Source organism: Rhodoglobus sp. (assembly GCF_053580035.1).
In genome coordinates this window covers 1123931-1147881 of the sequence record NZ_JBMDVL010000001.1, presented here as the reverse complement: position 1 = coordinate 1147881, position 23951 = coordinate 1123931, and the positions used below count along the sequence as shown (strand labels likewise).

Genomic DNA, 23951 nt, shown 5'->3' with positions numbered 1-23951 from the left:
TAGCCATTTCTATTTGGGGTACGAAATACCCCGATTTTGCGCGAAAGTTGTCGGAAATAGGCAATTGGGGGGACAGATTTGTACCCCGAAAGTCTTAAATAAACTGGGGTACAAGATCCTTAGAGGGGTGGAACGGTCTACCTACGGCCGGGCTTGACCTGAAAAATACTTTTTGCCGGAGGGGGTGATTTGACCGCAGTTTGGTCGGTTACGACCGGAGAACTGCCAATAAAGTCGAGCAGCTCAACCCCCGCAATCACCTTTGAGGGGTGCGGTCCGCCGGCCAAGAGCCGCGGCATCCAATTCAGGGGGAGTGCAGAAGGTGAACCCATGAGCACGATATTGCCGAAACGTCGGCCTTTGAGAATTTGAGTCTCAGCGAGCGCAGCCACATGACCAACGGTGTGCTTGAGGGTCGCCGCCTGGCTTCGCGCAAACGCAAGCCCTGGGCCGTCGGCGACATTCACAACGATCACTCCCTCGGGTGCAAGCAAAGTCGTGGCTTCTGTGTAGAACTCGAGACTGGTGACATGGGCCGGGGTGCGGGCGCCACTAAAGATATCGACCACGAGCAGGTCGACGGCACCGCGCAAGCCAGGCGGGAACTTCGCGAGCACTTCACGCGCATCACCATGGCGCACACGGATGGATGCCTGCTTTGACCAGGGAAGTTCCGTGCGCACAAAGTCGACGAGATCCGATTCCAACTCAACGACCTGTTGGCGTGAGCCGGGGCGGGTGGCCTCAACATAGCGGGGGAGCGTCAATGCGCCGCCGCCGAGGTGCACCGCGGTGATGGGGGCCCCTGATTCGGTGAGTTGGTCAATGACGTGCCCCATGCGCTGCACGTATTCAAAGAACAGCTGGGTGGGGTCGTCCATGTTCACGTGTGACTGCGGGGTGCCATCAACGGTAAGTGTGTAGGAGCCGTCAATCCACCGGTCGGGGGCAATCTCGGCAAGGTGGCCGCTGAGTTTCAAGGTGATTGTCGGATGCTCGGCCATGTCATTGACTTTGCCACAGTCTTGTTGTCGTCGGTGCCGCCTCTTCGTGAGGCTCGGCGGTGAACGCTACGGTGAAGCATGGCCGATAAGAACCGTGAGCTTCCTCCTCACCTGCAAGCACAGCTGAACGCCCAGTCCTATGTTGGCCCCGCAACTTTTGGCATGCGGCCGATGCTGAGCGAGCCTGAAGAGCTCGATGCGTGGATGCCCGATGTCGCCGTGGTGGGTGCACCGTGGGATGACAGCACCACTAACCGCCCTGGTGCACGCTTCGGGCCACGGGCGTTGCGGGCTAGCGCCTATGACCCCGGCACCTATCATCTCGATCTCGGTGTTGAGATCTTCGACCATCTCGATGTTGTCGACTATGGGGATGCCATTACGAGTCACGGTATGTGGGAGCTATCGAAGGCGGCCATCCACGAGCGCGTCTCGCAAGTGGCGAGTCGAGGCATCGTGCCGTTCATCATCGGAGGGGATCACTCAATCACCTGGCCGGCAGCGACTGCGGTCGCCGAGCATCACGGTTTCGGCAATGTCGTGATGATCCATTTCGACGCGCACGCCGACACCGCAAACATTCTTGAGGGCAACCTCGCCAGCCACGGAACGCCCATGCGCCGACTCATTGAGTCTGGTGCGATTCCTGGCCCCAACTTTTTGCAGGTCGGGCTGCGTGGCTATTGGCCTGGCGAAGAAGATCAGAAGTGGATGCGCGACAACGGTCTCAAGCACTTCATGATGCAAGAGTTTTGGGAGCGCGGCGTCAAGGCCGTCATTCCCGACATCATTGCTGCGGCGAAGGCTCGGGCATCCAAGGTTTATATTTCGATCGACATCGATGTACTCGACCCTGGTTTCGCGCCGGCAACAGGAACGCCAGAGCCCGGTGGCTTCGCTCCCATTGATCTACTGCGTATCATCCGCCAAATTGTGCTCGAAATGGATGTCGTTGGTTTCGATGTCATGGAGGTCGCCCCGGCCTATGACCACGCCGATATCACGGTGAATAATGCCCACCGTTTGATCTGGGAAGCATTCGGAGCGCTGGCCGCCAAGAAGCGTAATTCGGGACTCACAGCAAACCCCTAGCCGAAATCGTGAATTTGGTCAAGAATCGGGTGGACACGGCGCGGCAAACCGGCTTATAGTAGATCCTTGCGCTCCCAGACAAATTAAGCAGTCATATTGCGGACAGCTGGGTGCCCCGAGTATAGCGGCGGGGTGTTTCTGGTGAGCATTTCATTACCGACCGTCAATTATCTTGACAGACGAACCCGACGGGGTTCACGGAGGTTGTTCCTTGGCTGCTGCGCGCGATGCGTCCACCAATAAGTCCCCGAAAAACGGCCGCTCAGCTTCGCGGCTTTCTTTCGCAAAAATCACTGACACGCTAACGGTTCCCGATCTGCTCGCATTGCAGACCGAGAGCTTTGATTGGCTGGTCGGAAACGACATCTGGAAGAACCGTGTAACTGACGGTGTTGCCGCTGGTCGTACCGATCTGCCAACTCGTAGTGGTCTCGATGAAATCTTTGAAGAGATTTCACCGATCGAAGACCTCGGCGAGACGATGCAGTTGTCGTTTACGGAGCCTGAGCTCGAAGAGCCCAAGTACTCCATCGATGAGTGCAAGGAGCGCGGCAAGACTTTTGCTGCTCCCCTGTATGTCAACGCCGAGTTCATGAACCACCTCACCGGTGAGATCAAGACTCAGACCGTGTTCATGGGCGACTTCCCGCTCATGACCGCTCGCGGTACCTTCATCATCAACGGAACCGAGCGCGTAGTAGTTTCGCAGCTCGTCCGTTCGCCTGGTGTGTACTTCGACCGCCAGCCCGAGAAGCTGTCCGACAAGGACATCTACTCGGCTCGCATCATCCCGAGCCGTGGTGCTTGGCTTGAATTCGAGATCGACAAGCGCGACCAGGTCGGCGTTCGCATCGACCGCAAGCGCAAGCAGTCGGTCACGGTCTTCCTGAAGGCCCTCGGCCTCTCGAGCGAAGAAATCCTTGAAGAATTCAAGGGCTTCCCATCGATCGAAGCCACCTTGGAGAAAGACAACATCCTCACCAAGGAAGAAGCGCTCAAGGACATCTACCGCAAGCTTCGTCCAGGCGAGCAGGTTGCTGCTGAAGCCGCACGCGCGCTTCTTGACAACTTCTACTTCAACTCCAAGCGCTACGACCTCGCGAAGGTTGGTCGTTACAAGATCAACCGCAAGCTCGGTCTCGACACTGACATTAAAGAGTCGGTGCTCACCGTTGAAGACATCATCGCGACCATCAAGTACATGGTTTCTCTTCACGACAACTCGGCACCCAGTGTCTCGGTTAGTGACAGCGGAGTAGCCAGTGTCAAGGGCGTCCGCGATGGCAAGAAGGTCAACGTTCGTCTCGACATTGACGACATCGACCACTTCGGCAACCGTCGCATCCGCGCTGTTGGTGAGCTCATCCAGAACCAGGTTCGTACCGGCCTCAGCCGTATGGAGCGTGTTGTTCGCGAGCGCATGACAACGCAGGACATCGAAGCGATCACCCCGCAGACCCTGATCAACGTGCGCCCCGTCGTCGCTGCGATCAAGGAGTTCTTCGGTACTTCGCAGCTCTCGCAGTTCATGGACCAAAACAACCCGCTCGCGGGCCTGACCCACAAGCGTCGCCTTTCGGCGCTGGGCCCGGGTGGTTTGAGCCGTGAACGCGCTGGTGTTGAAGTTCGAGACGTTCACCCCTCTCACTACGGCCGTATGTGCCCGATTGAGACTCCTGAAGGCCCCAACATTGGTCTGATTGGTTCGCTCGCATCGTTCGCACGTATTAACGCCTTCGGTTTCATCGAGACCCCGTACCGTCGCCTCATTGACGGTGTTGTTTCGACCACGATCGATTACCTCACTGCCAGCGATGAAGATGACTACATCGTCGCGCAGGCAAACGCACCGCTCACGAAGGACATGAGGTTCGCTGAGCCTCGCGTGCTTGCGCGTAAGAAGGGTGGCGAGGTTGACCTCGTTCCCGTTGAAGACATTGCCTACATGGATGTCTCGCCGCGCCAGATGGTGTCGGTAGCGACCTCGATCATCCCCTTCCTCGAGCACGACGATGCAAACCGCGCACTCATGGGTGCCAACATGCAGCGTCAGGCTGTCCCGCTGCTGCGCAGCGAGAGCCCGCTTGTCGGAACCGGTATGGAAGCCTTCGCCGCCATTGACTCCGGTGACGTTGTCACTGCCCTCAAGCCCGGTGTTGTCTCTGAGGTTTCTGCAGACATCGTTGTTGTTCAGCTTGATGAGGGTGGAACGCAGGATTACTTCCTGCGCAAGTTCAACCGCTCTAACCAGGGCACGAGCTACAACCACCGCGTTATCGTCAGTGCTGGAGAGCGCGTCGAAGTCGGTCAGGTCATCGCTGATGGTCCCGCAACCGAAAACGGCGAGCTTGCCCTCGGAAAGAACCTCCTCGTGGCATTCATGCCGTGGGAGGGTCACAACTTCGAGGACGCCATCATCTTGAGCCAGAACTTGGTCAAGGATGACGTACTGTCGTCGATCCACATCGAAGAATACGAAGTGGATGCTCGCGACACCAAGCTCGGTAAAGAAGAGATCACGCGCGATCTGCCGAACGTCAGCCCAGAACTCTTGGCTGACCTCGACGAGCGTGGAATCATCCGTATCGGTGCTGAGGTTCGCCCAGGCGACATCCTCGTCGGCAAGGTCACGCCTAAGGGTGAGACTGAGCTTTCGGCTGAAGAGCGACTGCTCCGTGCCATCTTCAACGAGAAGAGCCGCGAAGTTCGCGACACCTCGCTGAAGGTTCCCCACGGTGAGCAGGGAACGATCATCGCTGTCAAGGAATTCTCCGCAGACAACGATGACGAGCTTGGCTCTGGCGTCAACCAGCGTGTTGTTGTGTACATCGCCCAGAAGCGCAAGATCACCGAAGGTGACAAGCTCGCTGGTCGTCACGGCAACAAGGGTGTTATCTCCAAGATTCTGCCTGTCGAAGACATGCCGTTCTTGGCTGATGGAACCCCGGTTGACATCATCCTGAACCCGCTTGGTATCCCCGGCCGAATGAACTTCGGTCAGGTACTCGAAACTCACCTCGGTTGGGTTGCGAAGCAGGGTTGGGAAGTTGAAGGCAACCCGGAGTGGGCTAAGAACCTGCCAGCGGAGGCCTACAAGGCTGAGCCAGGCACCAAGGTTGCTACCCCCGTATTCGACGGTGCTTACGAAGAGGAAATCGCGGGTCTTCTTGACTCAACGACTCCTACTCGTGACGGCGTTCGTCTCATCGACTCTTCGGGTAAGACCCCGTTGTTCGATGGTCGTTCTGGCGAGCCGTTCCCGGCTCCCGTTTCGGTCGGTTACATGTACATCCTCAAGCTGCACCACCTCGTTGACGACAAGATCCACGCTCGTTCAACCGGTCCGTACTCCATGATTACTCAGCAGCCACTCGGTGGTAAGGCTCAGTTCGGTGGACAGCGCTTCGGTGAGATGGAAGTGTGGGCGCTCGAGGCTTACGGTGCCGCCTACGCGTTGCAGGAGCTTCTGACGATCAAGTCGGACGACATCCTCGGTCGCGTCAAGGTGTACGAAGCCATCGTTAAGGGCGAGAACATTCAGGAGCCCGGTATCCCCGAGAGCTTCAAGGTTCTTATCAAGGAAATGCAGTCGCTGTGCCTCAACGTCGAAGTTCTTTCGGCCGACGGCTCAACGGTCAACCTTCGCGACACGGATGACGAAGCCTTCCGCGCCGCCGAAGAGTTGGGCATCAATATTTCAGCCCGGTTCGAGTCCTCGTCTGTTGACGAGATTTAACCAGACCGAAACCGACTGCAGAACTTTCGAAGAGAGAAGATAAATTGCTCGACGTTCACGCGTTTGATGAAATCAAAATCGGTCTCGCTACCGCCGACGACATTCGTCGCTGGTCGCATGGTGAGGTTAAAAAGCCAGAGACCATTAACTACCGCACACTTAAGCCGGAGAAGGATGGTCTGTTCGGCGAACAGATCTTCGGTCCTTCCCGTGACTGGGAGTGCTCCTGTGGCAAGTACAAGCGTGTCCGCTTTAAGGGCATCGTTTGTGAGCGCTGTGGTGTTGAAGTAACCAAGTCGGCTGTGCGCCGCGAGCGCATGGGTCACATTGAGCTTGCTGCTCCGGTTACTCACATCTGGTACTTCAAGGGTGTTCCGAGCCGTCTCGGTTACCTGCTTGACATGGCACCGAAGGACCTCGAAAAGGTCATCTACTTCGCTGCCTACATGATCATTTCGGTCGACGAAGAGGGCCGTCACGCTGACATGCCTGCGCTTGAGAACGAGATCCGTCTCGAAATCAAGACGCTTGAAGGTCAGCGCGATTCCCGCATTGCCGAGCGCTTGACCAAGTTCGAGGAAGACCTCGCCGCCCTAGAAGAAGAGGGTGCCAAGGCCGACCAGAAGCGTCGCGTCAAGGATGCAGCTGAGAAAGAGATGTCTCAGTTGCGCAAGTCGATCGACGAGCAGATCTCACAGCTCGAGCGTGTCTGGGATGACTTCCGCAGCCTCAAGATTGGTGACCTCAAGCCTGAGGATTCCGTCTTCCAGGAACTGCAGGATCGTTTCGGAAGCTACTTCGAGGCATTCATGGGAGCCGAGGCAATCAAGAAGCGCCTTCAGGCATTCGACCTTGCACTCGAGAGCGTTGAACTGCACGACCAGATCGCTAACGGCAAGGGTCAGAAGAAGATCCGCGCCATCAAGCGCCTGCGTGTAGTCAACTCGTTCCTGCAGACCGGCAACTCGCCGGCCGCAATGGTGCTCGACGTTGTTCCGGTTATTCCTCCGGAGCTTCGCCCGATGGTCCAGTTGGATGGTGGCCGCTTCGCGACCTCTGACCTCAACGACCTCTACCGTCGTGTGATCAACCGCAACAACCGTCTGCGTCGCCTCCTTGACCTCGGTGCTCCCGAGATCATCGTCAACAACGAGAAGCGCATGCTTCAGGAAGCCGTTGACGCACTGTTCGACAACGGTCGTCGTGGCCGCCCCGTCACCGGTACTGGTAACCGTGCCCTCAAGTCCTTGAGCGACATGCTCAAGGGTAAGCAGGGTCGTTTCCGCCAGAACCTGCTCGGAAAGCGCGTTGACTACTCCGGTCGTTCGGTGATTATTGTTGGACCGCAGCTCAAGCTGCACCAGTGTGGTCTCCCGAAGCAGATGGCTCTCGAGCTGTTCAAGCCGTTTGTTATCAAGCGCCTTATCGACTTGAGCCACGCGCAGAACATCAAGAGCGCTAAGCGCATGGTTGAGCGTGCACGTCCGCAGGTCTGGGACGTACTCGAAGAGATCATCCGCGAGCGTCCAGTTCTGCTGAACCGTGCACCAACCCTGCACCGTTTGGGCATCCAGGCATTCGAACCTCAGCTCGTTGAAGGTAAAGCTATCCAGCTTCACCCCCTCGTCTGTGCTGCATTCAACGCTGACTTCGACGGTGACCAGATGGCTGTTCACCTCCCGCTGTCGGTGGAAGCGCAAGCTGAAGCTCGCATCCTCATGCTCGCAAGCAACAACATCCTCAAGCCGTCTGACGGTCGCCCGGTGACCCTGCCAACACAGGACATGATCATCGGACTGCACCACCTGACCACGCTCAAGGAAGGCGTTGCTGGGGAAGGCCGTGCGTTCTCGTCGGTTGCTGAAGCGATCTTCGCGTTCGATCAGCACTCGCTTGATCTCAACGCCAAGGTGCGTCTGCGTCTCGACAACGTGTACCTCTCTGAAGAAGATGCCCCTGAGGGCTTCGTACAGGGTCAGTCCAAGCTCATGGAGACGACCCTCGGTCGTGCCCTCTTCAACGAGGCGCTTCCGAAGGACTACCCGTACATTGAGGCACTCGCTGACAAGGGCCAGATTTCGGCCATCGTCAACGACCTCGCTGAGCGGTACGTGAAGGTAGATGTAGCTGCGGCTCTAGACGCGATCAAGGATGCTGGTTTCCACTGGGCTACTCGTTCCGGTGTAACCGTTGCGCTGTCTGACATCGTGACCCCGCCGAACAAGCCCGAGATCATCGGTCGCTACGAGAAGTTGGCTTCCAAGGTTCAGGGCCAGTTCGAGAAGGGACTCACGACCGACGCTGAGCGTCGTCAGGAGCTCATCGAGATCTGGAACAAGGCAACCGCAGAAGTGGCAACTGCCATGCAGTCAAACTTCCGCACTGACAACAACATCAACCGCATGGTGTCGTCTGGTGCTCGTGGTAACTGGATGCAGGTTCGTCAGATCGCCGGTATGCGTGGACTGGTATCGAACCCGAAGGGTGAGATCATTCCTCGCCCGATCGTTCACTCCTACAAGGAAGGCCTGACCGTAGCCGAGTACTTCATCTCGACTCACGGTGCCCGTAAGGGACTGGCTGACACCGCACTGCGCACCGCAGACTCGGGATACCTCACGCGTCGACTCGTTGACGTGTCGCAGGATGTCATCATTCGTGAAAACGACTGTGGCACCGGCAAGGGACTCGACATGCCGATCGCAGCTCAGAACGCTGATGGCAAGTGGATCCTCGACGACAACGTTGAGAACTCGGTCTACGCACGCAGCCTCGCTGCTGACGCCACCAACGACAAGGGCGTAGTTGTAGCCTCGGCTGGCGCCGACGTCGGAGACGTTCTGCTCGAGAAGCTGGTTGCTGCTGGAGTTCACAGCATCAAGGTTCGCTCGGTGCTCACGTGTGAGTCCGCTGTTGGTGTGTGTGCAGTCTGCTACGGCCGCTCGCTCGCAACTGGTCTCCTCGTTGACATCGGTGAGGCTGTCGGAATTATCGCCGCACAGTCGATCGGTGAGCCCGGTACCCAGCTGACCATGCGTACCTTCCACACCGGTGGTGTTGCTTCGGCAGACGACATTACGCAGGGTCTTCCCCGCGTTACGGAACTCTTCGAAGCTCGTACCCCTAAGGGTGCAAGCCCCATCGCAGAAGCCGCTGGTCGCGTCACGATTGAAGACACCGACCGCAGTCGCAAGCTGATCCTCACGCCAGACAATGGCGACGAGCCCATCGCTTACCCGATCCTGCGTCGCGCAACCCTCCTCATCGAGGATGGCGAGCACGTAGAACTCGGCAAGCAGCTGCACGTCGGAAACGTTGACCCGAAGGAAGTTCTTCGAGTCCGCGGTGTCCGTGCCGTTCAGCAGCACCTTGTTGATGGTGTTCAGGGCGTTTACCGTTCGCAGGGTGTACCGATTCACGACAAGCACATTGAGGTCATCGTTCGTCAGATGCTCCGCAAGGTGACTGTTGTTGACCACGGTGACACCGGTCTGCTTCCTGGTGAGCTTGTTGATCGTTCGAAGTACAACGACCTCAACCGGTCGGTACTCACCGAGGGCAAGGCAACGGCATCCGCGCGTCAGGAGATCTTGGGTATCACCAAGGCTTCACTGGCAACCGAGTCGTGGCTGTCGGCCGCGTCGTTCCAGGAGACCACCCGCGTTCTTACGCAGGCGGCCATGGAAGGCAAGTCTGACCCGCTCATGGGACTCAAGGAGAACGTCATCATCGGTAAGCTCATCCCGGCTGGTACGGGATTGCCGCGCTACCGCGATGTATCGGTCGAGGCAACGGAAGAGGCGAAAGCCGAACGTTACCCCAACCGCATCTTCGCTGATGACGCAAGCCTCAGCGAGAGCGACTTGAGCTTCGTCGACTTCGACAGCTTCAGCTCAAATGACTCAACACCGGGAACCTACAACTAAGTAGTCTCGGAGTCACCTGCGGGTGATACCACCGAAGGGCCCCTCGTCATCGCGACGAGGGGCCCTTCGTCGTTTTCGGTGTTGTAGCGGTTTCGCGCTTCCCGCTCTTGGCTACCCGCTACCGCTACCGCTATCGCTACCAGTTGCGGGTTACTGGCTCTGAGGCGTCGGTATCTGCGAGAGCGCTTGGCAGTTCGGCTCTGGAATACTCATGGCCGTCAGCCACGAGAGTTGCGAGAAGTTGCCGGCCGGCGGGAAGCAGGCGAATGGTGACTGTGCCGTCGCTCGCATTGTCGAGCATCCGAACCGACGCATCGATGACGCGCGATAGTGCCCCGGCGGGGAGTGCCAGAGGGTAACGATCGTCGAGCAGTAGCACGACAACACCACGTCGTCGAGCGCGTTGAACGGCCGCAACGATTTCCGGTAAGTCCAGCTGGCGGGCACGCAGGCTGTCACGGAGTCGTGCTTCTGCGACGAGGAGTTCCTGCCGGTCGTCATCGCTCAGCGGGGAACCATCAGCGATGCGTTGCAAGTGAGGACCAACCGCCGCATCGAGCGCTGCGAGACGACGTGAACGTTCTGCGGTTCGGGCGAGGGCCGCAGCCTCGGCCGCTACCCGAGCGGTGTCGGCGTCGTGCACGTTTTCTAGCCTCTTACTGGTTCTCTTCATGCCGTAGGCAAAGAGGGAGCCGACCAGAACGATCGGCGCTTGGCGGGCTACCAAGAGAATTGATTCAAGCAAACGATCATCGGTGGTCAGGCCCCAGATGATAGCGGCCGCTCCAATAGCGGCGAAACCGGCCCACGCGAGCAAATCACGACCGCGAAGACTGAGATAGAACATGACGAGCGCCCCCGCACCGACATACCACTGCGAGAAACCGCCGTTGATCGCATTCCACGACGAGAGCACCGTGGTGAAGACGCTGGCCGAGATAACGAACACGCACACTCGAACACTGACTCGTTCGCTCGTGTCTTGAGTGAGTGCGAACCAGATCGCGCCGAAGACGACCACGGAAAGATAGACGATTGTGGGGGAGTGCACATCGTCGAGAGAGAGCACGGCGAGCGTCGACATTGTGGCGTAGTAGATCCAAATCAGCAGATGGGCTCCACGACCGGTCAGTTCGGGTAGTTCTAGCCGTTGCGGAATGCCCGCATAGGGCTTCATCCGTGCCACCCGACGCTCACTCGAGTACCTTCGCCCGGCTGCGACCACACTGTTGCACTTGCACCAGGTAGCGCATTGACTCTGCCCAAGATGCTCACCATAATGCCGAGGCGATTCTTCGGCACCTGGGTAGCATCAAATCCACGCCCGTCATCGGTGATCGAGACGTCAACGCGGTCATCGCTCAGCTGAAGCGCGACGGTGCGAGTGACGAGTGCCGAGCCAAGTGCAGCATGCACGACACTATTGCGCAGTGCCTCGACTGTCGCTTCAATGAGCGCGCTGGCAATTGACGACGGGATCGGGGGATGTCGCACGCCGGTCACGGTAAATTCTGCGGCATCCGTCGTCTCTGCGATGGAGGTTGCCAGCCCCTGCACGAGGTGGTCAGAGTGGATGAGTTCGGGAACGTTGGCTGTGGCCTCGTGAAGCTCGCTCAGTCGTTCGATCGTGCGCGCGGCCTGTGTCCGCGTCGACTCCGAATCGCTTCTCCCGGCGCCTGCCGCAGCGAAGATGGTGGCAATTACTTCGTCATGAACGAGCGCATCGAGATGAGCTTGTTCTTCGGCGCGTGCGGTCAACGCTGCGGCACGCATTGATGATGCCCGCGCCGCAGCGGTTGCCACGTCCACGTCTCGGCCGGCGCGAATCGCGACAGTGGCTACCGCGGTGAACACCGCGCACACCGTAATGGTGAAGAACGCGAACTGAAAGGCGAGAGAAACGTCGGCACCACCGTCAGCGATGATTCGAATGGGGGCAATGACGAGCGAGCTTGCAATGAGAAAGGTCCACGTGATCGTCGGGCGCCAAGCGATTGCAGCGGGAACAGTCGCGAGAGCAGTCATGCCTACGGTCCAGGGTGCCATCTCGGCGGGCATGGGGCCGTTGATGAAGGCGGGGATCCAGCTCAGCACAACGGCGGTAAAGAGAAGCGCATAAGTGCCGTGCATCGCACGGAGAACGCGGAGTGAACTCCATGGTGACGCTGCCGCCATCAACACCGGCAACCCAAAAACTGTCATCGCGGCCACGGTCTGCCAGTGCTCAACGACGAACGGTTTCTGATCCGTGAGCGAACCAACCGTCAATGCGAGAAAAAGCATCGTGGTTGCGGCCAGTACCGCGCTCATAACGCGAACCACACCGAGTTCTGCGCTGGCAGTTATCGGCTGGCGTGACAATGGCGACTTCACGAGACGTAAGTCACGAGTTCGGTGGGGGAAGGATGCCGTCTTCGACGGCGCGTTTGTAGAGGTCAACCTTGGTGTGGGCCGGGCGACCGACCATGGCGTACTTGTGGCGGATGCGGCGCACATATTCTGCGACCGTGCTCGACGAGAGACCAGCGCGATGAGCGACAGCGATCGATTTGTCCCCAGAGGCGTAGTGAGCCAGTACTTCTTGTTCTTTGGGACTCAGTCCGGCAGCTGCGAGTTCAGGGTCGGAGTCAAGGGCTGCAGCCCAGTCGGTGGTGACTACCGGGTTGCCGCGGGCGGCTTCACGCACTGCATCCACAATCACGTCTCGGGATTCAGACTTTCGCATGATGCCCAAGACCCCGGCCCGGGATGCCGCCCGCACCTCACCAGCATTGTCTGCTGCGGTGAAAACGAGAACGTTGACTCCCTGCTCGCGTAGCCACGCGACGTTCGACTCAACAGTGCTGCCGTCAGAGAGGCGTATGTCGAGCACGACCAAGTCGAGGCCATCAGCGAGTGAACTGAGCTCGCTCACGCGTGAAACTGATTCAACGAGAGTGATGTCCGGGCACTGCGAAAGTAGGGAGGCGAAGCCCAGTTGCACTGTCTCGTGGTCATCCACGTGTCCTACGCGATAAGTGCGCTGAACATTATCCTGCGTTGTCAATCAGGTCCCCGTTCGGATCAGGGTGAACTAGCTAGTGTCACAGATTCGCACCTGCCTACGACAACCGTACCGGAACTTTCTGTCTGTCCCCCAAACGGGTGTCATTCATAGTGACGACTGCCACAATGAGCCCCGCGGTGCGACCATCGACTAGTCGTAACTATCAAGGGGGCGAAGGGCTTGTGAATCGTCACGCGGTTAACGATCTCATTGAGTGTTCACTTCAGCGCTGGTACCGCCTGGTTTCCGAATGGCGCAGCCCCGAGGCGGGCACTGCCGCGGGATGCGTGAACTGCCGGGCATCCGAATTCGCCGCGTTCGATCGGCGTGGACACTGGCCGCACGACCTTGTACATTCCCTCGTTGAGACGCTCGAGCTTGTATCGATGCAGCTCGCTGTTGCTCTCCATGAAGATCGTCACTGCACTGGAGTAGGCGGACGTGCCACTCTGCCGTGCCGTTCGTGCATCGACGAAGCGCGTTCGACCGTCAGCGAACGCGCTCACCGCCAGAGTCAAGACATCGCCGACGTGATCAACGAGTGTGCGTTGCCTCGATTGGCTGCTTACGTCGAAAAAAACACGAATTTGGTAATCAATGCTGCGACTCGCGGCGAATGGGCTTCCTGAAACGTCTTGACTACCCCTCGCATGTGGGACTAGTGGTGCTGATGTGTCTCGATTAGCGTGGGACTCTGCTAGGACCTTGGGGGGAGGCACGCGTGACAACACTTGCTGAAGTATTGATTCTTCGTGGAATGATGCCGATTGAGAGCATCGATTCTGTGGGCACTTCACATTCTGATGAAGAAGCACTCGTCAGAAATCTACTCGACAGCGGAACAATTTCGCCGGCGCAACTCGCATCGGCGCGTGCTGCGCAAGCAGGAGTTCCGTTTGTCGAGCTTGTTGACTTCGCTGTAGACCACCAAGCGGTCGCTCTCGCACCGGCGGCAATCTGCCGTCGCCATGAGGTTCTGCCCATTGCGTTCTCCGAGGGATACCTCGTGTTGGCCATGGTCGACCCTGGCAACATTTTCGCCCTAGATGACATCCGTTCGGCTACCGGACGCCAAATCCGTGTCGTGGTTGCTGAGCGCAGCGACCTTCAGACAGCTCTCGATCGTTTCCACCGTGCCGATGGCGAGCTTTCGAGCCTCAGTAGCGAGCTTGAGCAAGAGGCAACGTCCACAGATGTTGCCCTCGCTTCGAACAACGAGCCGACAGAAGACGACGCCCCCATTGTTCGTTTTGTGAACCTGCTGATTAGCCAGGGCATCCAAGACAAGGCATCCGATATTCACATCGAACCCGGCGAGCACGACCTTGGTGTTCGCTACCGCATCGATGGTGTTCTGCACGAAATGCAGCGTGCACCCCGCCAGATCCAGAACGGCGTGATCTCGCGCCTCAAGATTATGGCCGAAATGGACATTGCTGAGCGTCGCAAGCCTCAAGACGGCCGCATCTCGGTCATCCACGGTCAAAAGAAGATTGACCTTCGCGTGGCAACGTTGCCGACCGTCTACGGCGAAAAAGTCGTTATGCGAATCCTCGACAACTCGAACACGACACTCGACCTGAGCCAGCTCTACCTGCTTGAGCACAACGCCAAGATTTACAAAGAGGCGTACACGAAGCCCTACGGAATGATCCTCGTTACCGGGCCAACGGGTTCTGGTAAGTCGACGACGCTTTACACAACGCTTAACGCTGTTGCGCGTCCCGAGATCAACGTCATCACGGTTGAAGACCCGGTGGAGTACCGCATGGCTGGCATCAACCAGGTGCAGGTCAACCCTAAAGCTGGGCTCACATTCGCTAGTGCGCTGCGCTCAATTCTGCGTTCTGACCCGGATGTTGTTCTCATCGGTGAGATCCGAGACCAAGAGACGGCGCAGATTGCGATCGAAGCCGCACTCACCGGTCACCTTGTGTTGAGCACGCTTCACACCAACGGCGCACCAGCCGCTATCACGCGACTGATTGAGATGGACATTGAGCCATTCTTGGTTGGTTCCGCAATTGACTGTGTTGTCGCTCAGCGACTTGCCCGACGCCTTTGCGATCGGTGCAAGCAGCCTGCAGCTCACAACCCGCAGGATCTCGTTAACTTGAAGGTCGGCTTCAACCCAGAAGGTCCGATGCCGACTTTGTACGCACCTGTCGGGTGCACTGTGTGTTCCAAGACGGGATACCGCGGTCGAATTGCACTGCACGAAGTGATGGCAGTGTCTGAAGAGATTGAACGTCTCGCCGTTGCTCGTTCATCTAGCGCGGAGATCAGCCGCGTCGCGATCGAGCAGGGGATGCGCACTCTGCGCATGGATGGTTGGGCTAAGGCTCAACTGGGCTTGACGTCCATCGAAGAGATTTTGCGCGTCGTCGCATAAGACGAAGTATCTGGGGGAATTATGGCTAAGCGGATTTACGACATCCCGTCGCAATCGGTAGACGAAAGTTTGTTCACACCGAAGGGGAAGAGTGCGCCTTCTGGGCAGAGTGTTCCCACGAACTCTCCACCTCCGGCTGCGGGAACGAGTGTTCCCGGGCCGAGCAACCCGCAGGCGTCGTCGACTCCGTTCCCGGAGTGGGCGCAGACTGGCGCTGCACCCGCGGCTTCGGCAGCGACCGTGCCGGCCTCACCGCTTCCGACAATTCCACCGCCTTCTGGCTCGATCAACAGCAATGAGCCAGCGAGTGTGCCAGGACCGACTCCAGCATCCGCCCCACCGGCGGCTCCGGCAGCTGCCGCTCCAACACCGCCACCTGCAGCTCCGGCCGAGCCAGCAGCATCCGCACCCTCTGCGGACGCCGCTGAGGGTGGGCGTCGCGCGCGCCGCATGGCATCTGAGCCCGTGACGTCAATCGATTCTCTTGATGAGCTGTTCCGTCAGGCTGCAGCAGGAGCAATGTCTCAGACCTCTGCCGCTACGTCAGCAGCGGGTGCTTCCATTCCCACTCCGCCTCCAGCGCCGTCGGCTACGGCCGCCGAAGTTCCGTATTTTTCTGACGCATCAGATTCTGAAGCATCGGATGCTCCGGCAGCCGCCGCTCAAACATTCGCCGCGCCCCCGGCCGCCGAGAAGCCAGCGCCAGCCGCTGCGCCTGCGGAAGATGCGGCAACGCGACTCCTCGATGTGTCGAGCTCTGATGCGCCGACGGAAGATTTCACTAGTTTCCCGCCTCCCGGCGTGACCGAGGGTCTTTTGACCTTCACGAGCGGCTTCGGTGCCGAGCAAGCGGCGGCTCCGCGTGAGTCTCAGCTGCTCTCGGTTCCGAAGATCGTTGAGCAAGAGCGCGATCTGCGCCCCGAGATGGAGTTGACCGCGAAGGAAGGGTCAAACCCAGAACTTCTCGACGCGCTAAAGGAGGTCGTCTACACGGGCGCCTCTGACCTCCACATTGCTTCCGGTGCGGTGCCGATGATTCGCGTTGATGGTGGCCTTCAGCAGCTTGAGGGTTCAGCCGAGTGGGACAAGGATCGCACCCGAAACGCACTCTTCAGCATTCTCGATGAGAAGCAGGAGGCCCAGTTCCTTGAGGCTCTCGAGCTTGACTTCGCATTTGAGCTTTCTGAGGCTGCCCGTTTCCGGGTGAACTTCTACATGGACCGCGGCAACATGGGCGCTGCTTTCCGAATCATTCCGACTGAGATCAAGCAGTTGAAGGATTTGGGTATCCAGGAGTCCGTTTCGCAGTTCGCGACTCTTCCTCGTGGCCTTGTACTCGTGACGGGTCCAACCGGTTCTGGCAAGTCGACAACGCTCGCTGCTCTCATCGATTTGGTGAACCGCACTCGCGCTGACCACATCGTGACGGTGGAAGATCCGATTGAGTTCTTGCACGGCAACCAGAAGTCGCTGGTCAACCAGCGTGAGGTCGGCCGCGACACGCACTCGTTCACGGCGGCGCTCAAGCACGTTCTTCGTCAAGACCCCGACGTCATCCTGATCGGTGAGCTTCGGGACCTAGAAACGATCTCGATTGCACTGACCGCCGCAGAGACTGGCCACCTTGTGTTTGCCACACTGCACACTCAGGATGCCGCGCAAACTGTTGACCGCATCATTGACGTCTTCCCGCCGCACCAACAGGGGCAAGTTCGCACTCAGCTCGCGGCTGTACTGCAGGGCATTATCTGCCAGACGCTAGTTAGGCGCGCAAGTGGCAAGGGTCGTGTGGTGGCCACTGAGGTGCTCACGATGACTCCTGCTATCGGAAACCTCATCCGTGAGGGAAAGATCTACCAGATTCCGTCGGCGATGCAGGCCGGCCGTAGCGGCGGTATGCACACCATGGACCAGCACCTTGCTGGCCTCGCGAAGTCTGGCGCCATTACTGAAGAAGCAGCAATGGCTAAGGCTCACGATCCTGAGGGAATGAACCGATTGATGGGCGATAGCGCAACAGGAGTACCGAACTAATGGCTTCTACTGCTGCGACGACGAAGTCCTTTGAGTACAAGGCCCGCGATCAGTCGGGCAAGGTCGTTAAGGGTCGCATTGATGCTCTGAATGAGAATCAGGTTCTGATGCGGCTTCGCTCGATGGAGATCAGCCCGATCTCTGTCACCGAGGCGGGTTCTGGCACCGGTCTCAACATGGAGATCAACCTCGGCTTTCTGCAGAAGGGTGTTGGTCTCGATGACCTCGCCGTGATGAGCCGGCAGATGTCGACGATGATCTCGTCGGGCCTCTCCCTCATTCGCGCTCTCGTAATCCTCTCGGAGCAGACGGAAAACCCGACTCTCGCGAAGGCTCTGAGCGAGATTCGTCAGGACGTCGAGACTGGTGGAACGCTCTCCGACGCGTTTGCCAAGCACGGCACAGTCTTTCCGCCGATCATGATTCATTTGGTTCGCGCTGGTGAGACTGGCGGATTCCTTGACAACGCTCTCGAGTCAATCGCGAACAACTTTGAGGGAGAAGTAAAGCTTCGCGGAACGATTAAGTCCGCGCTCACCTATCCTGTTGTCGTTTTGATCATGGCGATCGCCGCTGTCGTTGGCATGCTTATCTTCATCGTTCCGGTGTTCCAGCAAATGTTCGCTGACCTCGGTGGCGAACTTCCTTTGCTGACCCAGATCTTGGTGTGGATGTCAGATGGAATGAAGTTTGTGGCGCCGATTCTTGTCGTTGCTGGAGTAATTTTTGCCGCATGGTGGCGCAAGAATAAGCACACTGAGCGTGTGCGCAAGTTCCTCGACCCCTGGAAGCTTCGGATGCCCGTGTTCGGGCCATTGTTCCGCAAGGTTTCGATTTCACGATTCACTCGTAACTTCGGAACAATGTTGGGCGCCGGCGTACCTATTCTTCAAGCGCTGTCGATCGTTGGAGAAACCTCCGGCAACTACGTGATTGAAGAAGCGCTTAAGCGTGTAGCGGACTCCGTGCGTTCAGGTCAGTCGGTGTCAGCTCCGCTAGCCCGCGAAAGTGTCTTCCCCTCGATGGTGACGCAGATGGTCGCGGTCGGTGAAGATGCCGGTTCGATGGAAGTCATGCTTTCTAAGATTGCTGATTTCTACGACGACGAAGTACAAAAGACCACTGAGCAGCTCACGGCTCTCATTGAGCCCCTTATGATCGGCGTTATCGGCGCGATCGTTGGCGTGATGGTGATCGCGCTGTACCTCCCTATCTTCGCCATCTTCGACCAGATCAAGTAACACCTAGCAGCCCCAGGCGGGGACGATGTGGCCCGAGCCGCAGCGTCCCCGTCTGGCTTTAGCGCGGGTGGCAGGGGCGCACCATGCCCTGCAATATCACGTCTGATGACTGACTATTCCGGCACGACTCGCGTTTACCCCCTCGCACTGGGGTCGTAATTCCGCCAGTTCACCCCCGTTTGTGGGATTCTCAGCCGGTGCACATGTTGAGAGTATTTCTGTGGGGGGCTGAGAAGCTCATTTTTCTGGGGGCCCCTGTCCAAGATCCGAACCACAGACAGGAAATCCAAATGATTACTCGTATGCATGAAGCACTGCGCACCAAGCGCAACGACCTCGAGAACGACCAGAAGGGCTTCACTCTTGTTGAGCTCCTCGTTGTTGTTCTGATCATCGGCATCCTTGCCGCGATCGCCATCCCGTTCTTCCTCAACCAGCGCCAGGGCGCTTGGGAATCGCAGGTTAAGTCAGATATCGCTAACTCGGTTATCGCGGCTGAGACCTTCGCGGTGAGCAACAACGGTTCGTTTACTGGTCTTGACGAAACTGGTCTCAAGGACAACGGCTACAAGCCAACTCCGCGAGTTGTGCTCGACAGCGTCACGCCCACTGCCACCTCGTACATTCTCGTATTCTCGCACTTGGACTACGTCGATGAAACCTGGACGTACACCAGCTCGAACGGTACGACCGTTTTCTCGGGTGACACACCGTAACCCGTAGCTAGACCGTGAACGGGGCGTCGCCAAGCGGCGGCGCCCCGTTTTCACACCTCGGGAGTGATCGCTCTCACGAGAGAACCCTTCTCTCCCGTTTCACCCGAAACCCTTAAACCCGTACGAAAGGGCTCATCATGCATCAGGTTCTACAGCGTCTTCGTAGCTCCGACGCAGGAATGAGCCTTCTAGAAGTACTCGTCGCGATGATGATCTTCGCAATTGTTTCGCTTGGCGTGCTTCACACACTCACCACGGTTCTCAGCGTTACCCGCGATAACCGTTCTCGCGTCGTTGCAGCAAACCTCGCCTCTCAAGAAATTGACTTGGCTCGAGATGCTGGCGACGTTTTCACACTCTTTGATGACACCTACACGAAGACTCTCAACGGCGATGTCTTCACCGTGACCCGTTCCACGCAGTGGGTGTCGTCGAGCAACACTTCGGCATCGTGTGGCACCGGCGGCGGAACCCTTCAGTACAAGCGCATCAACATCGCCGTGACGTGGCCGAACATGCGCCAGGGCACTCAGCCCGTTCGCTTTGACACCCTCCTAGCTCCGGATGATCGAATTAACGACCCGGCGCTCGGAACCATTCTGGTTTCGGTAATTAGTGGCTCCGGTGGAGGTGCTGCGGGAGTGCAAGTGACTGCCACTCCGGCGTCCCCCGCCAACGGTGCCCAAAACCTTTCCGTGTCGCCACCGGCAACTGATGCTCAGGGATGCAGCTACATCCTGAAGGTGGCGCCGGGTAATTACAACGTCAAAGTTTCACGCTCCGGGTACATCACGGATGCCGGTCAGATTACTGCGCCAACCAAGCTCACGCAGGTCGTCGCCGGCACCGCCAGCTCAGTCTCTTTCAACTACGACAAAGCAGCGAAGTTCCGAGTGAAGTACATTTCTGACCCGGTTCCTGCCAAGATCCAGATTCCTAAGGACTTGACCACCTCCTTTAGTAGTTCCTATGGGGTTCATTTGAGCAGCGCCAGCAACGCGAACCTTTCTCGCGATGTTGACCTGTTCCCGTGGCGATCGGGCTACATCGGCTATGCCGGAAAATATGTCGCGAAACCCGAAGACACGACGAGCACTGCGCCGTATTGCGCATCACCGAACCCCGTACTGTGGCCAGAGGTCGACGTGGCAGGGACCATCTATCGCTCGCCAACCCCTGTTCCGGTCGCAGCGAATCCGGGGGACACCGTCGATCTGACTGTTCCGATGGGGCTCGTAGCTGTGAACGGCCTATCGGGGAAGGTTCTTCGGGCGATTTCAACCAACCCGGTATTGGGGAGTGCCGATCCTGGCTGCACCACGAGCAATGTATTGACCTTCGACTCGCTGGCTTCTGACACAACTCACATCGCACTTCCGTACGGCACGTGGCAGATGCAAAAAGCCAGCGGCAGCGGCTGGACGAATCTTGGGTCTAGTGAGGCCAATTCTCCCGTTGTTGGTGGCACCGCCGCCATTCCGGGAATAGTGACTGTTGATCCCCGGGTGGCACCATAATGAACAAATTTCGCACAGCGCTGCTCGCTCATGTTTCGCGAGTCCGTCGTGAAGACGCCGGAGTCACCCTGAGTGAGCTCATCGTCACGATCGCTCTCATGGGAATGCTCTTGGCCATGGTGATGACCATCTTCATCACGTTTACTACCACCTTTGCGAGCGAGCGTTCCGCGACGTCGAACACTGCTGGCGCGACTATCGCGATGAATGAGCTCACGCGAGTCATTCGTTCGGGAACTGAAAACCCTGTGGCTAGTTCAACGCTCAACGATCCCGTGTTTAGCTACGCAGGCGCAGAACACGTCGTGCTGCAGGCCTACCTGGATACGGATGCGGCGAACCCCCAGCCCGTCAAGGTCGAGTTCGTGATTACTGCCGACCGCACCCTCGTTGAGCGGCGTTGGAGTGCCCGCCTCTTGACGTCTGGCTATTTCACTTTTGAGCCAACAGTGGCATCCGAACGGACAGTAGTTCGCCAAATTGCGGTCGGAACGACCCCGGTCTTCCGATTCTTTAATGACCAAAACGTCGAACTTGTCCCTTCTGGCGGAACTCTCACCCTGGCGCAGCGTCGACAGGTGGCGGCTGTCAAGGTGTCGATGACCGTACAAACTGACCCGACCGGACGTGCGAAAACAGCAAGTCTGGAAAATACCGTAGGTATCCCGAACCTCGGTCTCTCTAGGATTGGAATCAACCGATGATCCGATTATTGCGCGCTCGCATCGCCGGAGAACGCGGTGCCGCTCTGCCCATGGTGATCGGCATTACCGTGGTGCTGGGACTGCTCGTCACTAGCGCCGTGGCCTTCGCCACTGGAGGGTTCCGGCAGGCTGCTTCGACGCAACAATGGTCGGCATCGCTCGCTGCGGCATACGCGGGCGTAGAGGATTACCAGAGCCGGCTCTCAGAAGACACCTCCTATGTGCAATACGGAAACCCGGCAGCGACATTTTCTGCCGGTAGTGACGTGCGACTGCCGACCGGGGCGAATGCAAATCCTGCTTTCAATGTCGCAGCGGGTCAGCCCTGGGTGCCCATTCCTGGCGGAGCCGGAGCTTCATCATTCCGCTACGAAGTTGACAACTCCGACTATGCGGGCAGCGGCGTCATTCGTGTGCGTTCGACAGGAAAAGTCGGCGCAGAAACTCGCACCATCGTGGCCGACCTTCGGCAGTCTGGCTTCATCGACTTCCTCTACTTCACTGACTACGAAATTCAGGATCCGGCATTCTCGGGCGAATCAAGCTCGTGCGTTAAATACTGGTGGGATGGCCGCAGCGGCATCTCAGGAAACTGCGGCGAGATTGCCTTCGGTAGCAACGACGTCGTCGACGGTCCAGCCCACTCCAACGACACCATCCGGATCTGTAACGCGACGTTCCTCGGTGCTGTAACGACGAGCTACGCGCCGTCAAGTGGGCTTCGGTACAACCCCCGAGACTCGCGCGGCTACAGCTGCAGCGGACAAACTTTTGGCGTACCGAATTCACCGGCTTTCAGCCCGGTAATTGGAATGCCTGCTACGAACTCTCAGCACCTTCGGGAAACGCGATCAGATCTAGTCACCAACGGTGTTCCTCGTCCTGGTTGCCTCTACACCGGGCCAACCGAGATCACCCTGAACTCGAACGGAACCATCACGGTTCACTCGCCGTGGACAAAGAAAACTCGGATCACGGGCTCGCCCGCGACAGGCGGAAGCGCCCCGTCAGAGTGCGGCAACGTTTCCCGAATCACTGGCAGCTCCGGCGACACATTCACATTGCCGCCGAGCAACGTCATCTACGTGCAAGATGTTCCCGCGGTCTCCACCGACCCCAACTACTCGGGAACCAAAAACAATGATCGTCCCTCCGGTCTTAAGTGTGAGGGTGCAGACGGCCAGAGCAACGGAAATGGCATTGGCTACCCGACTCACAATGAGTCCGCATCCAGCAGCTCATACGGATGTCGGTCTGGTGACCTCTTCGTGAAGGGCACGCTCAGTGGGCAGACAACTCTCTCCGCCGAGCACTACGTGTATATAACGGGAAACATTCGGTACAACGACCCGCAAGAGGATGTTTTGGGTCTCGTCGGAAACGACGCTGTGTGGGTTTGGAACCCGGCTCGTAGCAGCTACCAGACCGTGCTCAACGACAGCAGTCGTCACATCGATGCCGCGATCCTGTCCGTCGGGCACACGTTCGCCGTGCAGAACCCCGGTGTGGGTAACGGGCGAGGAACGCTGACGGTAAACGGAGCAATTGCGCAGAAGTTCCGTGGAATCGTGCGCTCGGGAAGCGGCGGATACTCGAAGGACTACGTCTATGACACGCGACTGCGTTACACAGCGCCTCCGAAGTTCTTGTCCCCGGTGACCACAACGTATGGCGTCAACGTGTGGATTGAAGTTTCGCCAGCGTTCGCCTCAACGGGTGCCAAGCTCTGATGACCGCAACTTTTTTACTCGTTATCTTTGCGGTGCTTCTTGGATTAGCCGTCGGCTCGTTCGTGAACGTCGTAGTGTGGCGCGTGCCACGGGGCGAAAAGATTTCGACACCGCCGAGCGCGTGCCCGAAATGCGAGCACGCTATTCGCTGGTACGACAACATTCCCGTCTGGGGATGGCTGTTGCTGCGCGGAAAGTGCCGAGACTGCGGTGAGCCTATCTCTGCTCGCTATCCGCTCGTCGAAGCGAGCACGGCAATTACTTTTGGTGTCATCGCGGCAGTAGTTGGCGCTGAGACGAACCTGATCTGGACCTTGCCGGCCTTTCTCTATTTGGCGGCGATCTCGATCGCCTTGACGCTGATCGATCTCGATACTCAAACACTGCCAAACAAGATCGTGCTGCCGTCGATTCTGGTCGGAGTTGCGCTCTTGGCTCTCGCGAGCGTAGGTACCGGCAATTGGGGTGCTCTCCTCGGTGCCCTAGCCGGTGCGGCAGCGCTCTTCGTCTTCTACTTCATTGTGGCGCTTATCTCTCCACGGGGGATGGGAATGGGCGATGTGAAGTTGTCCGCCGTTCTTGGCCTCTACTTGGGTTGGCTCGGTTGGGGTGTGCTTGCGGTTGGCGCATTCGCCGCATTCTTGTTTGGCGGCGTCTTCGCTGTTGTGCTGCTGCTGATCGGACGGGCGCGTCGTCGCACCGCAATTCCGTTCGGGCCGTGGATGATAGCGGGAGCATGGTTGGGAATTGCTTTCGGATCACAAATTTGGAACGGATATATGGTGGCGAGCGGTCTTAGCTGATCGTCACCGG

17 protein-coding genes are annotated in these 23951 nt (G+C 58.2%); 12 read left to right on the top strand and 5 right to left on the bottom strand.

The genetic code is table 11. The features are described 5' to 3' along the window. Nucleotides 1-137 precede the first annotated feature (137 nt). The gene (locus ACOH1Z_RS05685; protein WP_449647473.1) at nucleotides 138-1004 is read right to left on the bottom strand and encodes a spermidine synthase; all 867 of its coding nucleotides are present in this window, start codon (nucleotides 1002-1004) and stop codon (nucleotides 138-140) included. Between the two features lie 78 nt (nucleotides 1005-1082). On the opposite strand from ACOH1Z_RS05685, the gene speB reads away from it, so the two are divergent. The 3 genes from speB (at nucleotide 1083) to ACOH1Z_RS05670 (ending at nucleotide 9758) form a co-directional block, all read left to right on the top strand. Beyond that, complete coding sequence (gene speB / locus ACOH1Z_RS05680; protein WP_449647472.1) at nucleotides 1083-2096, top strand: agmatinase; 1014 nt, start codon at nucleotides 1083-1085, stop codon at nucleotides 2094-2096. Nucleotides 2097-2307: 211 nt separating this feature from the next. Next, entirely contained in the window at nucleotides 2308-5832 is a 3525-nt protein-coding gene (gene rpoB, locus ACOH1Z_RS05675) for a DNA-directed RNA polymerase subunit beta (RefSeq protein ID WP_449647471.1), read from the top strand. A 44-nt stretch (nucleotides 5833-5876) separates the two neighbouring features. Then, on the top strand, nucleotides 5877-9758 hold the full coding sequence (locus tag ACOH1Z_RS05670; RefSeq protein ID WP_449647470.1) for a DNA-directed RNA polymerase subunit beta': 3882 nt from the start codon (nucleotides 5877-5879) through the stop codon (nucleotides 9756-9758). A 136-nt stretch (nucleotides 9759-9894) separates the two neighbouring features. On the opposite strand, the gene ACOH1Z_RS05665 is transcribed toward ACOH1Z_RS05670, so the two are convergent. From ACOH1Z_RS05665 to ACOH1Z_RS05655, 3 genes are all read right to left on the bottom strand, one after another. Beyond that, on the bottom strand, nucleotides 9895-10935 hold the full coding sequence (locus tag ACOH1Z_RS05665; protein WP_449647469.1) for a DUF8320 family protein: 1041 nt from the start codon (nucleotides 10933-10935) through the stop codon (nucleotides 9895-9897). Then, nucleotides 10932-12068 carry a sensor histidine kinase gene (locus ACOH1Z_RS05660; protein ID WP_449647468.1) on the bottom strand — a complete coding sequence of 379 codons (1137 nt, stop codon included), beginning with the start codon at nucleotides 12066-12068 and terminating at the stop codon, nucleotides 10932-10934. Before ACOH1Z_RS05660 ends, ACOH1Z_RS05665 begins: the two co-directional genes overlap by 4 nt. A gap of 73 nt (nucleotides 12069-12141) precedes the next feature. After that, nucleotides 12142-12759 (bottom strand): LuxR C-terminal-related transcriptional regulator, encoded by a 618-nt coding sequence (locus ACOH1Z_RS05655; RefSeq protein WP_449647467.1) that lies wholly within the window; start codon nucleotides 12757-12759, stop codon nucleotides 12142-12144. Between the two features lie 227 nt (nucleotides 12760-12986). Here ACOH1Z_RS05655 and ACOH1Z_RS05650 point away from each other — a divergent pair, with 227 nt between their 5' ends. Both ACOH1Z_RS05650 and ACOH1Z_RS05645 read left to right on the top strand, forming a co-directional pair. Then, nucleotides 12987-13433: a hypothetical protein gene (locus ACOH1Z_RS05650; protein ID WP_449647466.1), complete on the top strand. Its 447-nt coding sequence runs from the start codon at nucleotides 12987-12989 to the stop codon at nucleotides 13431-13433. A gap of 92 nt (nucleotides 13434-13525) precedes the next feature. After that, complete coding sequence (locus tag ACOH1Z_RS05645; RefSeq protein ID WP_449647465.1) at nucleotides 13526-15196, top strand: GspE/PulE family protein; 1671 nt, start codon at nucleotides 13526-13528, stop codon at nucleotides 15194-15196. A 35-nt stretch (nucleotides 15197-15231) separates the two neighbouring features. Here the strand turns inward: ACOH1Z_RS05645 and ACOH1Z_RS05640 are convergent, their stop codons facing one another. After that, a complete protein-coding gene (locus tag ACOH1Z_RS05640) occupies nucleotides 15232-15648 on the bottom strand; it encodes a hypothetical protein (protein WP_449647464.1) in 417 nt (138 codons plus the stop codon). Here ACOH1Z_RS05640 and ACOH1Z_RS05635 point away from each other — a divergent pair. The 7 genes from ACOH1Z_RS05635 to ACOH1Z_RS05605 all read left to right on the top strand — a co-directional run bounded on the left by ACOH1Z_RS05635 (nucleotide 15647) and on the right by ACOH1Z_RS05605 (nucleotide 23941). Continuing rightward, entirely contained in the window at nucleotides 15647-17230 is a 1584-nt protein-coding gene (locus ACOH1Z_RS05635; protein WP_449647463.1) for a type IV pilus twitching motility protein PilT, read from the top strand. The two genes, ACOH1Z_RS05640 and ACOH1Z_RS05635, sit on opposite strands and share 2 nt — an antisense overlap. Then, nucleotides 17230-18471, top strand: a complete 1242-nt coding sequence (locus tag ACOH1Z_RS05630) for a type II secretion system F family protein (RefSeq protein WP_449647462.1) — start codon at nucleotides 17230-17232, stop codon at nucleotides 18469-18471. The genes ACOH1Z_RS05635 and ACOH1Z_RS05630 overlap by 1 nt, the downstream gene beginning before the upstream one ends. Before the next feature lie 290 nt (nucleotides 18472-18761). After that, nucleotides 18762-19187: a prepilin-type N-terminal cleavage/methylation domain-containing protein gene (locus ACOH1Z_RS05625; RefSeq protein WP_449647461.1), complete on the top strand. Its 426-nt coding sequence runs from the start codon at nucleotides 18762-18764 to the stop codon at nucleotides 19185-19187. Nucleotides 19188-19324: 137 nt separating this feature from the next. Beyond that, on the top strand, nucleotides 19325-20704 hold the full coding sequence (locus tag ACOH1Z_RS05620; RefSeq protein ID WP_449647460.1) for a type IV pilus modification PilV family protein: 1380 nt from the start codon (nucleotides 19325-19327) through the stop codon (nucleotides 20702-20704). Beyond that, nucleotides 20704-21408 (top strand): prepilin-type N-terminal cleavage/methylation domain-containing protein, encoded by a 705-nt coding sequence (locus tag ACOH1Z_RS05615; RefSeq protein ID WP_449647459.1) that lies wholly within the window; start codon nucleotides 20704-20706, stop codon nucleotides 21406-21408. Before ACOH1Z_RS05620 ends, ACOH1Z_RS05615 begins: the two co-directional genes overlap by 1 nt. Further along, entirely contained in the window at nucleotides 21405-23138 is a 1734-nt protein-coding gene (locus ACOH1Z_RS05610; RefSeq protein WP_449647458.1) for a hypothetical protein, read from the top strand. The genes ACOH1Z_RS05615 and ACOH1Z_RS05610 overlap by 4 nt, the downstream gene beginning before the upstream one ends. Further along, nucleotides 23138-23941 (top strand): prepilin peptidase, encoded by an 804-nt coding sequence (locus ACOH1Z_RS05605; protein WP_449647457.1) that lies wholly within the window; start codon nucleotides 23138-23140, stop codon nucleotides 23939-23941. The genes ACOH1Z_RS05610 and ACOH1Z_RS05605 overlap by 1 nt, the downstream gene beginning before the upstream one ends. Nucleotides 23942-23951 lie beyond the last annotated feature (10 nt).